The sequence below is a fragment of the Sphingobacterium psychroaquaticum genome, assembly GCF_004421025.1.
GTDB classification, from domain to species: Bacteria; Bacteroidota; Bacteroidia; order Sphingobacteriales; family Sphingobacteriaceae; genus Sphingobacterium; species Sphingobacterium psychroaquaticum.
Map to the genome: position 1 here is coordinate 3,512,054 of NZ_CP038029.1, position 13,937 is coordinate 3,525,990.

Below are 13,937 nucleotides of genomic sequence, written 5' to 3' on the forward strand. Positions count from 1 at the left end.
AGTTTAGTATATACATAAAATTCAAAAAGTTTCACCGTGTGTAAGGATGAAACTTTTTGTTAACTGAAAACAATAACGAATTAGTTTTGGTTATTGTTATTATTCGTTGTGTTTGTATTATTATTCTCTGTAGTGTCTTCTTTTTGACCATCTTTAAATTCCTTAACACCACGACCTAAACCGCGCATTAACTCTGGAATTTTCTTACCGCCGAATAATAATAGTACCAAAACAACGATAATAATAATTTCTTGTGTTCCGATAAATAATAATCCTGATGTGTACATAATTTTAATTTCTTAACACCCGCTCCGTATGGGGTATATTACAAATATATAATTTTCTCTCTTAAATCCTTGTAACTATTTTGCTAACCAGGAAGATGGATTCATAGCCGACTGTCCTTGGAATACCCCGAAGTTTACGACGGAATAACCTAAATCCGGATCTTCTGCAGCTGTACCAATTTGCTGTCCCCGGCTTACCTTTTGCCCGCGTCCTACCGAAACGCTGCGTAGATTACCATAGGATGTAAAATACTCCCCATGCTTGATAACCACCACATTTCCAAACACCTGCACCACTTCACCTTCGAATACAACCTTCACAGCAGCGTTACTTCCTGTACGAATAGCGACATCCATATTATCCATTCCGACACCACGCTCTACGGTTTCAAAACCAAAATCCCGCACAATGTTTCCTTGTCCGACTGGCCATGGTAAACGTCCGCGATTGGACTTAAAGTCAGCAGACAAACGAGCCGCTTCTGGCGTAGAACGTAACACTTCACTATCTGACTTCCGCGGTGTTGTTTTTTCTACCTCCGCCACAGTCTTACCTGTACGTTTCGCTTCTTCTTCAGCGGCTTTCTTCCTTGCTTCTTCCGCCTTCCGTCTCTCTTCAGCAATCTCCCGACGGATAGCTGCTTGGATCATCGCGTCGATACGTTTTTTCTCCTGTTGTTTTTTACTCAACTGCCCCTTGTAACTCGACTCCTCCTTACGCAACTGGCTCAACTCTCCGGCATGCGTTGCGCGATCCTTCGCTATAATATTTTTCTCTGCTTGTTGTTCCTGAAGAAGCTTATTCTGCGTTTGCTTATCTCGCTCTAACTGAGCGATTTTCAACTCAATCTGCTTCTTCGTGTTTTCTATCTCTGCAGCTTTAACCTTTCGCGCATCATTAAATTGCTGTAAATATTTTACACGCTTAAAAGCTTGGTTAAAATCCTTAGAAGCAAAAATAAACATCAATTTATTGTACCCACTTTTATTACGAAAGGCAAAAAGAATCATCTTTTCATAATCCTTACGCATTTTTTCCAATTCTGCCTTTAGTTGATTAACAACCTTTGTATTGGCTTGAATATTACCATTAATAAGGCGCAACTCCGAATTAATAGTACTTATTTTATCTTCACGCAGATCCAACTGTCTACTCAACGCATTCACTTCCTGCTGCGAAAGCAACTTCTCTTGTGTCTTCGCACGCAAAACCTTTGTAATCTCTGCAATCTCCGCATCAATTTTTTCCCTTTGTTTACGTAACTCGGCACTACTTTGCGCTGCTACCATACCTACACAAAGGCAACTAACGAAGAAAAAACTAAATAGTATCTTTTTAAAATCCATGAACCGCCTTTATCTTTCTATATATCGGGTTTTATTAAGCCAACAAAAATAGGTATATACCACCTACGAATGTAATTATTTTGTATAATTTATTCGCGATCTGCTAATCAATCACTTTGTAGCGATCAGAAACCGTGAATGGAAGCTCTATATTTTCATTAAATGCTACCTTATTAAAAACAAGCTGTGCCTTTAACGCGACATCACCTCCTGACATGTCTAACGCAATACGCTGCGGAAAATTGTATCCATCCGTCTTCGTGTAATCCCCATAAAAAGCCTGTAGATTCTGATTTGCACCGATACGCTCCATCAAAAAATTAAAAGGCCTGTTATCTTTGTTTATCCGATACTGATAGGATAGATCTTCTTTTATCCCTACAACGATAAACTCATCCTGGGCACTGGCAACCTGTACATTATTTGTCCGTAACAGGCTGGAGGATACATTAGCCATTAAAAGATCCTGCACCATGGCAAATGTAACCCCTTTATTTGTAAACCGCTGCACATAATCAAATGGTTTAGCTAGATATTCTCCTTGCAATTTATTCAATACCTTAATACTATCGGGCGTAATCAATACCCGAGCGGCTTCGACGCCCAGTAAAGCTGTTACAGAGATCCAAATCGCTTTGTCGCGCTGTATCCGAACATTTAAAGTCACATCCTGCACGCTCTTTCCCATTTCGATCTTGGTCTTTGCACGGCCCGTAAAACTATGAAAGTCTAAATTAGACATCTCAAAACTTTTAATGCTACTTACATGGGCAGCCGTTACGTCCGTAGGTGTCGCATCCGAAGGAAGAACAATTTTTTTCTTAGTCTTACAAGCACTCACAGTCGCTACAACAAGCACCATTATAATCCATCTACTCCACATAGCTTCGTTTTGTTATCTTCGACTTTAGCTTGTCCATATCTATCCCCGCTTCCGTATTACTGCTTAGTGCCTTTTCCCATTGCTTCACGGCCTCCTTACTATTCCCATTTTTATATAAGATATCACCATAGTGTTCATACAGAACAGCCGAAGGCTGTCCTCCAACCATCGCCTTTTCGATCCACTTTAACGCTTCACTATACTTCCCTTGCTTAAACAAAACCCAAGCATAAGTATCCTGAAAGGTACTTGATGTAGGATCCAGTTCATTTGAACTCCGCGATAATTTCTCTGCCAAGTCTAATTTTTCATTACGTTCAGATAAATAATAGGCATAATTGTTCATCGCCGTCGCGTTGGTGCTATCTAATTTTATAGCTTCCTCATAGGCGACATCAGAAACATCAGACATCTTCAGTTTATGATACAAGTCCCCCAAACCAGCGTAGATCAACGATTGAACATACGTATTTTCATCACCACTGTTATCGAGTGCTGTTTCTAACATTTTACGTGCATTATCGGTATCATCCTTAACCATGTAAGCTAAGCCTGTAAAATACAACAACATGGGATTATTACGATTGGACTCCAATGCTTCAAAACCATGGGCTATAGCATCGTCTACCTGGTTTAGTGCCAGTTCCACATTCATGAGCATACGCCATGCATCCACATGTCCGCGGTTCATACTAACGGCCGTCAAAAACAGAGATCGCGCTTCCTGTAAATTTCCTCTTCGCCACAAAACCTCCCCCTTCGCCACATGGCTATCCGCGACCCGAGGATGACGAAGCACCAGTAAATTTGCTAATGCTTGCACTTGATCAAGACTCAGCGATGTCTTACCACTTAAAGCCGTTATCATCACTCTATACTTTTCAGGAAAATCCACATCACTCGCATCAAAAGCCTTTGCTAGGCAATCAAACGCTTGTCTATCTTTTTTACTTGCCGCATAGGCATCCGCTAAGTCAAAATATAAGATATTCTCTCCGGTATTTGCTAATCCTCGTTCAAGAATTTGTATGGCAGGTTTCACCTTTTTCTTATCGAGATATAAGTAGCCTAATGTACTATATACTTGTCTTATTTTAGATCCTTTCGCGGCCCAAGGGAGTAACAACTGCTCTGCTTCCTCGTTACGCTCCAAATCGACTAAAATCTCACCTTTGATAATATCTAACGTATCAGACACACCGAACCTTTCTCGAGTGGAATCATAAATCGCCAATGCCTCTTCGGAACGTTTTGCATTATGCAACACCATCATCTTCTCTCTGTATAGCACTACATTTTCAGGGTGATAGTAAATCGAAGAATCGATAACACCTAAGGCACTATTCAAATCATTATTGCCTTTATAAAGGCCAACCAAGTAATTAGAAAAAATAAGATTTGAAGGTTCCAGCGCTACCGCCTGCTGCGCGACAGGGATAGCAATATTAAAATTTCGAGCTTGTCCAAACAGGAGTGCCTTCGCGTAATACACTTCTGCCGCTTTCGGGTATTTTGCAATAACATCGTCCAGGGTTTCCAGTGCGCCAGCGATATTTCCACTACGCAACTTCCCTTCCACCAATACCAATTGTTCTTTATACGGTTTATCGAGCGTTGTATCCTGTGCAGAAAGCATCCTTGGAGCCATTAACCCAAGGAGCATAACTAAGCTACCATATACAACTACTTTACATCTCTTCATTTATCTCCTTCTTATAACGGATTCACAATACTCTTATAAAGATGGCAAAAAAAAGCAATAGTTTACTTAAACTATCTTAAAACATGTTAAAAATGTATTACGTCATAAAAAACTGACAAAGGTGGCGACAAAGCTTGTGGAGACGAATCGAAAAGCATCATGAACTAAGGCTTAACAAGGGGTTAAAAGCATAAAAAAGGAGGTGAAATCAAAAAATAAAATCAATTTGGAAATAATCAGAAAAATATCGTACTTTTGCAAGCCTAATTGTAGTGATTACAATAGGTTTAAAAATATTTATTAATTAATTAAATAAAAGCAAGTGAATACGTTAAGTTACAAAACTGTCTCTGCCAACAAGAACACCGTAAATAAAGAGTGGATTGTTGTTGACGCTGAAGGAGAGATTTTGGGGCGCTTGGCAAGCGAAATTGCGAAAGTAATTCGTGGAAAACACAAGCCAACATTCACCCCACACGTAGACTGTGGCGATAACGTGATTGTTATCAACGCAGACAAAATCAAGTTGACTGGAAACAAATTGGGCGACAAAACTTATGTTCGTTACACAGGTTACCCAGGTGGTCAACGTTTCGTTTCTCCAAAAGAATTAATGGCGAAACACCCAGAGCGCATCATTGAGAAAGCGGTACGCGGGATGTTACCTAAAAACCGTTTAGGTCGTCAATTGTTCAAAAACCTTTACGTTTATGCTGGAACAGAGCACAAACATGAGGCACAAAGTCCAAAACCAGTTAAATTTTAAGGAGAGCAAACATGTCAACAACTAATACTTCAGGAAGAAGAAAAACTGCTGTTGCCCGCATTTACTTAACTGCTGGTAGCGGAATCATTACCGTAAATGGTAAAGACTACAAAGAATATTTCCCAACATTGCCATTGCAATACATCGTTACTCAATCTACAGAAGTAGCAGGTGTTGCTGGAAATTTTGATGTGAAAGTTAACGTTCAAGGTGGTGGTGTAAAAGGTCAGGCGGAAGCTGTGCGTTTAGCGATTGCTAAAGCATTAGTAGAGCTTAACCCAGAAGCTAAACCAGCTTTACGTGCTAAAGGTTTGGTTACACGTGATGACCGTATGGTTGAGCGTAAGAAACCAGGACGTCGTAAAGCACGTAGAAGATTCCAATTCAGTAAACGTTAATCAAAGGAGGAACACAAAATGGCAAGAGCAACATATCAAGAATTATTGGATGCAGGTGTTCACTTTGGTCACCTTACTCGTAAGTGGGATCCGAAAATGGCTAAGTACATTTTCATGGAACGCAACGGTATCCACATTATCGACTTGAACAAAACATTAACGAAATTAGAAGAAGCTGCTTCAGCTATCAAACAAATCGTTAAATCGGGTCGTAAAGTTTTATTCGTAGCTACGAAAAAACAAGCGAAAGAAATTATCGCACAACAAGCGAAAGACGTGAACATGCCTTTCGTTACAGAAAGATGGTTAGGTGGTATGCTTACAAACTTCGCAACAGTGCGTAAGTCTATCAAAAAGATGTCTAACATCGATAAAATGCAAAAAGATGGCACATACGATGTACTATCTAAAAAAGAGAAATTAATGATTCAGCGTGAGCGTATCAAATTAGAAAACCTTTTAGGAGGTATCGCTGATTTGAACCGTCTTCCTGCAGCATTGTTCATCATCGACGTGAAGAAAGAACATATCGCTGTTGCTGAAGCGTTGAAACTTAGCATCCCTACATTTGCTATGGTGGATACAAACTCTGATCCTTCAAACATTGATTTCCCAATCCCAGCTAATGATGACGCTACAAAATCTATTAGCTTAATCGCTGGTATCATTGGTAAAGCTATCCAAGAAGGTTTAGAAGAGCGTAAACGCGACAAAGAAGAAGAAGCTGAAAAAGATGCTGCTGCGGCTAAAGCTGCTGTAGATACAACAGATGCTTCAGATGCTAACGCTGGAAAACGCCCTCGTAAAGCGAAAGACGGAGAATAATATTCTTATTTAAAACCGGATAAACAAGTGTTAGCCTTTTTGAAGCCTGCTTCAAATGGTAAACATGGGTTTGTCCGGTTTTTCCATTAAATTGTAAATATTCTAAAAGAAATAAAACATGTCAGTACAAATTTCTGCATCAGATGTAAACAAATTGCGTCAACAAACAGGCGCAGGTATGATGGATTGTAAAAAAGCATTAGTTGAGGCGAATGGTGATTTCGAAGCGGCTGTTGATTATTTACGTAAAAAAGGAGCTAAATTAGCTGCTGCCCGTCAAGACCGTGACTCTAACGAAGGTGTTATCATTGCTAAAGCTGCTGCTGATGGAAAATCAGGTATCGTAGTAGAAGTAAACTGTGAAACAGATTTCGTAGCTAAAAATGCTGACTTCATCGCTTTCGCAGAGAAAATTGCAGATGTAGCATTAACAAACCAACCAGCTTCTTTAGACGAACTAAAAGGTTTACAACTTGATGGTAAAAACATCGCTGATTCTTTAATCGAGCAGACAGGTGTAATTGGTGAAAAAATTGATGTTTCTAAATACGAAATCGTATCTGGTGATAAAATCGTTGCTTACATCCACGGTAACTACCGTTTAGGTGTATTAGTAGGTCTTTCAGCTGATGCTGCTGGTGCAGAAGAAGCTGGTAGAGACGTTGCTATGCAAATCGCAGCAATGAACCCAGTTGCTATCGATAAAGATGGTGTTGATGCACATACTATCGAGCGTGAATTAGAAATTGCTAAAGAGCAGATCCGTGCAGAAGGCAAACCAGAAGAAATGGTAGAGAAAATTGCAGCAGGTAAATTGAACAAATTCTACAAAGAAAGTACTTTGTTAAACCAAGAATTTGTGAAAGACTCTTCTAAAACTATTGCTCAATTCTTAGATTCTGTATCTAAAGGATTGACTGTAACAGCTTTCAAACGTGTTCAACTAGGTGCATAAACCCATAGAATAACACATATTGAGTATGAAAGAGCTGTCCGAAGGGACAGCTCTTTTCTTTAATCTCAAATTTACGATCGGTATGCTTTAAACACACAGAAGGACTAAGAGCAGCATTAACATCACACTCCCGTAACTCATAAAGTAGTTCTGTAAGAAAATACCGGTCATCAACAATAATTCACTCCCCCCCTCACTGCGTATTTCTCCTTTTCCTGCATAGCTACTTTGGATATCCAACGCTACACCTTTATCATCTACCAACCGCCATCTTAAACGCATCCAGTCATCTGCTTTCCAGAAATATTTTTTATCAAACAACTGTACCGTTGCCTTATTACTCCATGCTCCGTAATCAATATCTCCAACGATACGTCCTTCTTTATCTACAATCCGTGTATACTGCTCAAAAAGACCTTTCGTCTCGAAATGGTATTTTTCATCCCCCAAAATAACCTCTGAGGTTGGCTTGAACGTGAAATTTTTCATCTTTCCAAGCAATGTCTTATCTTGATACAGATTAATACGTGTACCCCAGATATTATTTTTCCAACTGTATGTTTCTTGTCTCATGTTTATATGTTTTTAGTGTTTTCTAAATGCTTCGTAGCAATTTTGAATTGCTATTTATCCAGTAAGTACACCCTTTACATAAAACGTTACAATTTATTTTATTTTTTTTCACAGCAAAGAAAAAACTAACTCAAGACCGATACGAAGGAATAATTAAACCTTTACCGCACGCAACATCTCTCTCTTCCCAGGTGCGCCCGGCGCCTTCTCGATCTTGAATCCCAATGCTTTCATCGACCGTTTTAAGTTTCCCGTTATAGCATACGTAACGAAGACACCTCCTGGTTTCAGAAACTGACACACATGTGCTAGAGTTTCATCGTTCCACATTTCAGGCTGGTGAACCGCCGCGAATGCATCAAAATAAATAACATCAAATTGCTTTTCACTAACAAAGTCCAAAACTTTTTGGGGTGCAATAGTTAGCGTCAGTTCGGAACCAAGCGCAACTTGTTCCTCTAGCGCTTGTGGATAAGCCGCACAAAAGCGCTCCCACACATCATCGCCCACAAAATCACCATACCCCGTAGCCGCCACAGTCTCCTGTGGTAACGGAAAAGCTTCAATACCACAGTAGTCAACCGTAACATGATGTTCAGCAGCATAATCTGCTGTCATTAGAAAGTTTAGACCTGTACCAAAACCCACCTCAAGAATGGAACAGTCTTGGCGGCCATACAAGTTCAAAAAATAAACCATTCCAGATTGTAAAAAAACATGTTTACTTTCTTGCAAAGCACCGTGTGTCGAGTGATAATGCTCCCCTACAGCAGCATGGTAAAGGGTCTTCGAGCCATCGCCCGTGGTCACAAATTCCATATCCTACATTTTTTAACAAAACTAATATAAAAAACTACTATTTTAGTCGTACTATATGAACAAGACATTAGAAAACTACGGGAGTATTATCCTCTTGATTCTCGGTATTATAGCGGGAAGTATTATTGGTCTTTATTTCCCAGACTTGGTGGTCTATATCAAGCCTTTGGGTGATATATTCCTCAATCTACTGTTTGTTTCTATAATCCCACTCCTATTCTTTGCCATTTCCTCTTCCGTTGCTAATATCGAAGAACAGAATAAACTGGGCAAAATAATCGGTATCATGGCGGGTGTGTTTTTGGTCACCATTGCTATTGCAGCGTTAGCCACTGTTGCAGTACTTTATATATTCCCCGTAAATTCGGCTGTAGATACCGGCTCTTTTGTGGACGACCCTCTGGATGCATCAACATCGTCTTGGGGCGATCGTATCGTAAGCTTCTTAACAGTAAGCGAATTTGGAAATCTCTTGTCACGCCAGAGCATACTTGCCTTTGTCATATTTTCTTTTCTAGTTGGAATTTCTGCGCGCAATACAGGTGAAAAAGCAAAACCTTTTATTTCTTTCATACAGTCCGGGAATGAAGTCCTAAAACAATTACTCATTCTTATCATGAAGGGTGCGCCCATAGGACTCGGGGCTTATTTTGCGTTTCAAGTAAAAACTTTAGGCCCCCAATTATTCGGTTTTTATGCTAAACCTTTAGCCTTGTATTATATTTTCGGCCTTGTCTTTTTCTTTGTTGCCTTTAGTGTCTATGCCTTTATTGCTTACGGCAACAAAGGAGTAAGTTTATTCTGGCGCAACAACATCTATCCTTCACTAACAGCTCTTAGTACCTGTAGCAGTTTAGCAACCATGCCGGCAAATCTCGCAGCCGCCAAACGAATAGGTATACCTGCTCCAATATCCAACGTGGTTATTCCATTAGGCAATACGCTTTATAAAAATGGATCTGCTATCTCCTCAATCCTTAAAATATATGTAGCCTTTACCCTACTAGGGTGGAACTTCTTCGAGTGGGATACCATATTGACAGCTGTTGGCATCACAGTTTTGGTAACGATCGTAGCAGGCGGAATTCCTAATGGTGGCTACATTGGAGAAATGCTTATGATTTCTGTATATGGCTTACCACCGGAAGCAATACCAGCTGTTATGATTATAGGGACGCTTGTTGATCCGTTAGCAACCGTGCTTAATGCAACGGGAGATACCGTAGCAGCTATGCTAGTTACCCGATTTTCTGGCGAGAAATTCAGCACAGAGGTCAACGATATTGAAACATAAGCAGATAGAATTAGAAAAACGATATAAAATATTTGTTTAATTCGTGTAATATTGATGTTGGGAATGAGCTTCGGCCTCTAAACGAACGACCAAAACAAACACATAAACACCTAAAAACAAGCATCTTAACAAGGTAAAGCACCCCTATTTAGAACGACTACAAATAACCTCACTTCAGGTGCAAATTATAACCTTCAAAAAGCATTTCGTAATTTTGCAGTAATACAGGGATAGTGTAATATGAAGAAAAGCTCAATTATCTTAATCGCAATCATCGCCGTAGCGATCGCTATGATACTGGTAATCTATACGGATTCCAGTACATATTCAACATTTTCGGAAGCCAAGGAGAAGCAAACCGAGCTATATGTTGTTGGTGTACTTAACAAACAAAAGGAACTTCATTACGATCCTATCAAGGACGCAAATCGGTTTTCATTCTACATGTATGACAACGATAGCACGGAGTGTCAGGTTGTCTTTAATGGTTCCAAGCCGCAGGACATAGAACGTTCTGAGCAGCTTGTTCTTACCGGTAAAATGGAAGGTAACATCTTTCATGCAAGTAAAATTTTGATGAAATGTCCATCAAAATACAATCAAGATGAGGTAGAGGTGATTGAAACAAATGCCGCTCCGCAAACAGCAATGAATTAATCTTTTATATTAATATTCCTTACTAAATGGACGTCAATTACGTTGGAGAAAATCTACTACCGGGTCAAATCGGTCAATTCTTTGTTATTTTATCATTTGGGGCAGCACTACTGTCGCTGATCAGTTATTTTTTCGCAACACAAGAACCCGAAAATCGTACTTGGAAAAAGATAGGTAGGATATCTTTTTGGGTAAACCTGATATCCGTCGTGACCATCGGTAGTATACTCTTTTACATTATCTATAATCACCTCTTTGAGTACCATTATGCCTATGCACACTCTTCTAAATCTCTTCCCACACATTATATAATTTCTTCTTTTTGGGAAGGACAAGAAGGTAGTTTCTGGCTATGGATGTTCTGGCAAGTTGTTCTCGGCTCTATTCTGCTCTTTAAAGCAAAGTCTTGGGAATCACCCGTAATGACCTTTGTGATGCTATGTCAGACTTTCCTAGCGTCCATGTTGTTAGGTGTTGAGTTTTTCGGTACCCGTATCGGTAGTTCTCCATTTATATTACTACGTGACGCCCTGCAAGCACCAATATTCAGTGATCCAAACTACCTATCTCTAATTCCGGATGGTCGAGGTTTAAACGCATTATTACAAAACTATTGGATGGTTATCCACCCTCCTACACTATTCCTGGGCTTTGCTTCCATGATTGTACCTTTCGCCTATGCGGCGGCGGGCCTTTGGACTAAGCGCTACAAAGAATGGGCAGCTCCCGGATTACCATGGGCATTATTTGCTGTAATGATATTGGGAACGGGAATTATCATGGGTTCTTTTTGGGCATATGAAGCATTAAACTTCGGCGGTTTCTGGGCGTGGGATCCAGTAGAAAATGTATCAATCATTCCATGGTTAACACTAATTGCAGCCGTACACGTTATATTAGCTTTTAAACACTCAGGACAAGGTTTCTTTACAGCAACCTTCCTTACACTTATTAGTTTCGTGTTGGTAATTTATGCTTCTTACCTTACACGAAGCGGTATCTTAGGGGAGACCTCCGTTCACTCGTTTACCAGTCTGGGTATGTCCGGACAGCTGATTATCTTTAATATATCCTTTTTAATCATTATGGTTAGCCTATTGATCTGGCGATATAAGGATATACCAACAACAAAACAAGAGGAAGATATTTACTCCCGTGAGTTCTGGTTGTTTATAGGAGCGCTCGTTTTAACGGTAGCTTGTGTACAAATGATTGCGACGACCTCTATTCCGGTTTTCAATGCTTTATTTGGTACAAAAGTGGCACCCCCGATCGACCCTATACCACACTATAATAAATGGCAAGGAGCTTTTGCTGTAGTGGTTATGCTTTTAACCGCATTCACGCAATTCCTGAAATATAAGAAAACCGACCCTAAAAAGTTTTGGGCTTCCACGTTAGCTACTTTAGTTGTCGCCCTTATACTTGCTGCCGCTGTTATCTATATCACCAAGGTACACAACAACGTGATGTATATTCTCCTGGCCTTCGCTTGTATATTCTGTATTCTTGCAAATATTCGTGTCTTAGGGGATGCCTTACGTGGAAAATGGAAACTTGCGGGTTCCGCAGTAGCACACATTGGTTTTGCCTTGCTCTTGATTGGAGCACTCATTGCTGCTGCAACAAATGAAGTAATCTCCCTTAACAGTTCAGGTTATATTCAAGTAGCTGATTTCGATAAAGTAGAAAAACCGGGTGAGAACCTATTCCTAACTGAGAATGAACCGGTACAAATGGGTGACTATCGTTTGACATATATCGGTGATAGTGTTGCACCGCCGAATGTTTACTATAAAATAAAGTACGAAAAAATCGACGAAGAAAGTGGGAAAGTGATCGAGTCGTTTATATTGAGTCCATTTGCGCAGAACAACCCTGATATGGGCGGATTGATTGGCACACCGGCTACGAAGCACTATGTAACACATGATATTTATACGCTGATTACAGCTGCTGCCTCAGACTCTCAAGCTAAAGCATCCAAAATTCCTGAAGAAGAAAAAACAGGTTATGAAGACTACGATGAGCCTGCAACCTATCAGGTCAATATTGGAGATACGTTGCGCTACCGCAATGGTTATTACGTAATACAAGGTGTAAACCGTGAGGCGAAACTGAACAATATTCCCAAGGGACCAAATGATATTATTGTAGGGTTAAAAATCAAAGTTTTTGCGGCCGACAAAAAAGAATACGATGTCGAACCTGTCTTTGTTATTAAGGATGGCAATAGCTATGATTTCAATAAGGATGTAAATGAACAAGGTCTTCGTTTCCGTTTTACCAATATATTACCCAAAGAAGATAAATTAGAAATTATGCTTTACCAAAAACCATTGCCAGAGAAAAAATGGGTGGTTTTCAAAGCAATAAAATTCCCTTATATTAACTTTTTCTGGGCAGGTACCATTATTATGACCATTGGTTTTATTATGGCTATCTACCGTAGACTAAAGGATGCGAAACTTACCAAACAAAAAAAGTAAAATGAAAATTGTCATACTCGGCAGTGGAAATGTAGCCAGTACGTTGGCACAAGCTTTCCGAAGCTACGGGCATACTATTGCACAAGTATACAGTCGAAATAAAGCCAATGCGAATGCATTGGCTTCTCTTTTAGCAAGCAGCAGTACTGATAAACTGGAGCAGGTAGTTACCGATGCCGACATATATTGCATATGTGTATCCGACCAGGCAATTTCTTCCGTAGTGGCCGCTTTACCGGAAATCAGCCAAGGTATCGTAGTCCATTGCTCCGGTGCGACATCAATAACCGTTTTACATCGCTTTGAGCACCATGGAGTTCTCTATCCCCTACAAAGTATATCAAAAGCGGTAACGAAAGATTTAACATCTATTCCTTTCGTTGTAGAAGGAAATAACGCGACAACGACCACACAATTATTAAACCTGATCCTTCCTCTTGCGCCCAAAGCTTTTCAAGGAGACAGCGCACAGCGACTTGCCTTACATGTTGCGGCCGTTTTTGCGAATAATTTCACCAACTTACTTTTTCAAATCAGTCAGAACATTCTAGAAGAGCACCAGTTGCCCTTTGATTTGCTACGGCCAATTATACTCGAAACAGCCCAAAAGGTGCAAACCTGCCTACCGGAAGCCGTCCAAACCGGCCCCGCAAAACGTGGAGACATGCAAACCATAGAAACACATTTGAATTTTCTTAGTGAATCCCCACATTGGATTAAAATATATCAACAACTAACGGAAGAAATACTAAGAAGAAGAGATTCTGAATGAATATATTATCAAAAAAGTAAATCTTCGCAGAACGTCGTTCTTTTTTCGCTTTAACAATAGAAGTTTCTAATTTTGCATAAACCGTATGATTATGGTCATTGAATCTGCAAAAAATAAAACGTATGTAAATGGCTCGCGTTTTGCTAGCTATTGTATACATGTAAGGAAAA

14 protein-coding genes are annotated in these 13,937 nt (G+C 39.9%); 8 read left to right on the forward strand and 6 right to left on the reverse strand.

Annotated features, from left to right (window positions below; all coding sequences use genetic code 11):
* Positions 1 to 80: 80 nt before the first annotated feature.
* The 4 genes from tatA to E2P86_RS14520 all read right to left on the reverse strand — a co-directional run bounded on the left by tatA (position 81) and on the right by E2P86_RS14520 (position 4,219).
* A complete protein-coding gene (gene tatA, locus E2P86_RS14505) occupies positions 81 to 287 on the reverse strand; it encodes a twin-arginine translocase TatA/TatE family subunit (protein WP_134433608.1) in 207 nt (68 codons plus the stop codon).
* A 75-nt stretch (positions 288 to 362) separates the two neighbouring features.
* Positions 363 to 1,577, reverse strand: coding sequence for a murein hydrolase activator EnvC family protein (locus tag E2P86_RS14510; protein WP_234991301.1), 1,215 nt, complete (start codon positions 1,575 to 1,577; stop codon positions 363 to 365).
* A gap of 160 nt (positions 1,578 to 1,737) precedes the next feature.
* Positions 1,738 to 2,517 (reverse strand): DUF4292 domain-containing protein, encoded by a 780-nt coding sequence (locus E2P86_RS14515; RefSeq protein WP_085474299.1) that lies wholly within the window; start codon positions 2,515 to 2,517, stop codon positions 1,738 to 1,740.
* The gene (locus tag E2P86_RS14520) at positions 2,507 to 4,219 is read right to left on the reverse strand and encodes a tetratricopeptide repeat protein (protein ID WP_134433609.1); all 1,713 of its coding nucleotides are present in this window, start codon (positions 4,217 to 4,219) and stop codon (positions 2,507 to 2,509) included. Before E2P86_RS14520 ends, E2P86_RS14515 begins: the two co-directional genes overlap by 11 nt.
* A 322-nt stretch (positions 4,220 to 4,541) precedes the next feature.
* Here E2P86_RS14520 and rplM point away from each other — a divergent pair, with 322 nt between their 5' ends.
* From rplM to tsf, 4 genes are all read left to right on the forward strand, one after another.
* On the forward strand, positions 4,542 to 4,985 hold the full coding sequence (gene rplM / locus E2P86_RS14525) for a 50S ribosomal protein L13 (protein ID WP_085474301.1): 444 nt from the start codon (positions 4,542 to 4,544) through the stop codon (positions 4,983 to 4,985).
* Positions 4,986 to 4,996: 11 nt separating this feature from the next.
* Positions 4,997 to 5,383 (forward strand): 30S ribosomal protein S9, encoded by a 387-nt coding sequence (rpsI, locus tag E2P86_RS14530; protein ID WP_085474302.1) that lies wholly within the window; start codon positions 4,997 to 4,999, stop codon positions 5,381 to 5,383.
* Positions 5,384 to 5,401: 18 nt separating this feature from the next.
* Positions 5,402 to 6,208 carry a 30S ribosomal protein S2 gene (rpsB, locus tag E2P86_RS14535; protein WP_085474303.1) on the forward strand — a complete coding sequence of 269 codons (807 nt, stop codon included), beginning with the start codon at positions 5,402 to 5,404 and terminating at the stop codon, positions 6,206 to 6,208.
* A 118-nt stretch (positions 6,209 to 6,326) separates the two neighbouring features.
* Positions 6,327 to 7,163 carry a translation elongation factor Ts gene (tsf, locus tag E2P86_RS14540; protein ID WP_085474304.1) on the forward strand — a complete coding sequence of 279 codons (837 nt, stop codon included), beginning with the start codon at positions 6,327 to 6,329 and terminating at the stop codon, positions 7,161 to 7,163.
* 87 nt (positions 7,164 to 7,250) lie between these two features.
* On the opposite strand, the gene E2P86_RS14545 is transcribed toward tsf, so the two are convergent.
* Positions 7,251 to 7,736, reverse strand: a complete 486-nt coding sequence (locus E2P86_RS14545; RefSeq protein WP_134433610.1) for a hypothetical protein — start codon at positions 7,734 to 7,736, stop codon at positions 7,251 to 7,253.
* A gap of 153 nt (positions 7,737 to 7,889) precedes the next feature.
* The gene (gene mnmD, locus E2P86_RS14550; RefSeq protein ID WP_134433611.1) at positions 7,890 to 8,555 is read right to left on the reverse strand and encodes a tRNA (5-methylaminomethyl-2-thiouridine)(34)-methyltransferase MnmD; all 666 of its coding nucleotides are present in this window, start codon (positions 8,553 to 8,555) and stop codon (positions 7,890 to 7,892) included.
* A 55-nt stretch (positions 8,556 to 8,610) separates the two neighbouring features.
* Between mnmD and E2P86_RS14555 the strand changes: the two genes are divergently transcribed.
* The 4 genes from E2P86_RS14555 (at position 8,611) to E2P86_RS14570 (ending at position 13,767) form a co-directional block, all read left to right on the forward strand.
* Positions 8,611 to 9,849 carry a dicarboxylate/amino acid:cation symporter gene (locus E2P86_RS14555; RefSeq protein WP_134433612.1) on the forward strand — a complete coding sequence of 413 codons (1,239 nt, stop codon included), beginning with the start codon at positions 8,611 to 8,613 and terminating at the stop codon, positions 9,847 to 9,849.
* Between the two features lie 240 nt (positions 9,850 to 10,089).
* Complete coding sequence (locus E2P86_RS14560; protein WP_085474308.1) at positions 10,090 to 10,506, forward strand: cytochrome c maturation protein CcmE domain-containing protein; 417 nt, start codon at positions 10,090 to 10,092, stop codon at positions 10,504 to 10,506.
* Between the two features lie 26 nt (positions 10,507 to 10,532).
* Entirely contained in the window at positions 10,533 to 12,995 is a 2,463-nt protein-coding gene (ccsA, locus tag E2P86_RS14565) for a cytochrome c biogenesis protein CcsA (protein ID WP_134433613.1), read from the forward strand.
* A gap of 1 nt (position 12,996) precedes the next feature.
* Positions 12,997 to 13,767 carry a Rossmann-like and DUF2520 domain-containing protein gene (locus tag E2P86_RS14570; protein WP_240775517.1) on the forward strand — a complete coding sequence of 257 codons (771 nt, stop codon included), beginning with the start codon at positions 12,997 to 12,999 and terminating at the stop codon, positions 13,765 to 13,767.
* Positions 13,768 to 13,937: the final 170 nt, after the last annotated feature.

Excerpts from the sequence above, each read along its gene's own strand:
- tatA (WP_134433608.1), bottom strand. The coding sequence starts at position 287 with ATGTACACATCAGGATTATTATTTATCGGAACACAAGAAATTATTATT.
- E2P86_RS14510 (WP_234991301.1), bottom strand. The coding sequence starts at position 1,577 with ATGGTAGCAGCGCAAAGTAGTGCCGAGTTACGTAAACAAAGGGAAAAA.
- E2P86_RS14515 (WP_085474299.1), bottom strand. The coding sequence starts at position 2,517 with ATGTGGAGTAGATGGATTATAATGGTGCTTGTTGTAGCGACTGTGAGT.
- E2P86_RS14520 (WP_134433609.1), bottom strand. The coding sequence starts at position 4,219 with ATGAAGAGATGTAAAGTAGTTGTATATGGTAGCTTAGTTATGCTCCTT.
- rpsI (WP_085474302.1), top strand. The coding sequence starts at position 4,997 with ATGTCAACAACTAATACTTCAGGAAGAAGAAAAACTGCTGTTGCCCGC.
- rpsB (WP_085474303.1), top strand. The coding sequence starts at position 5,402 with ATGGCAAGAGCAACATATCAAGAATTATTGGATGCAGGTGTTCACTTT.
- tsf (WP_085474304.1), top strand. The coding sequence starts at position 6,327 with ATGTCAGTACAAATTTCTGCATCAGATGTAAACAAATTGCGTCAACAA.
- E2P86_RS14545 (WP_134433610.1), bottom strand. The coding sequence starts at position 7,736 with ATGAGACAAGAAACATACAGTTGGAAAAATAATATCTGGGGTACACGT.
- mnmD (WP_134433611.1), bottom strand. The coding sequence starts at position 8,555 with ATGGAATTTGTGACCACGGGCGATGGCTCGAAGACCCTTTACCATGCT.
- E2P86_RS14555 (WP_134433612.1), top strand. The coding sequence starts at position 8,611 with ATGAACAAGACATTAGAAAACTACGGGAGTATTATCCTCTTGATTCTC.
- E2P86_RS14560 (WP_085474308.1), top strand. The coding sequence starts at position 10,090 with ATGAAGAAAAGCTCAATTATCTTAATCGCAATCATCGCCGTAGCGATC.
- ccsA (WP_134433613.1), top strand. The coding sequence starts at position 10,533 with ATGGACGTCAATTACGTTGGAGAAAATCTACTACCGGGTCAAATCGGT.
- E2P86_RS14570 (WP_240775517.1), top strand. The coding sequence starts at position 12,997 with ATGAAAATTGTCATACTCGGCAGTGGAAATGTAGCCAGTACGTTGGCA.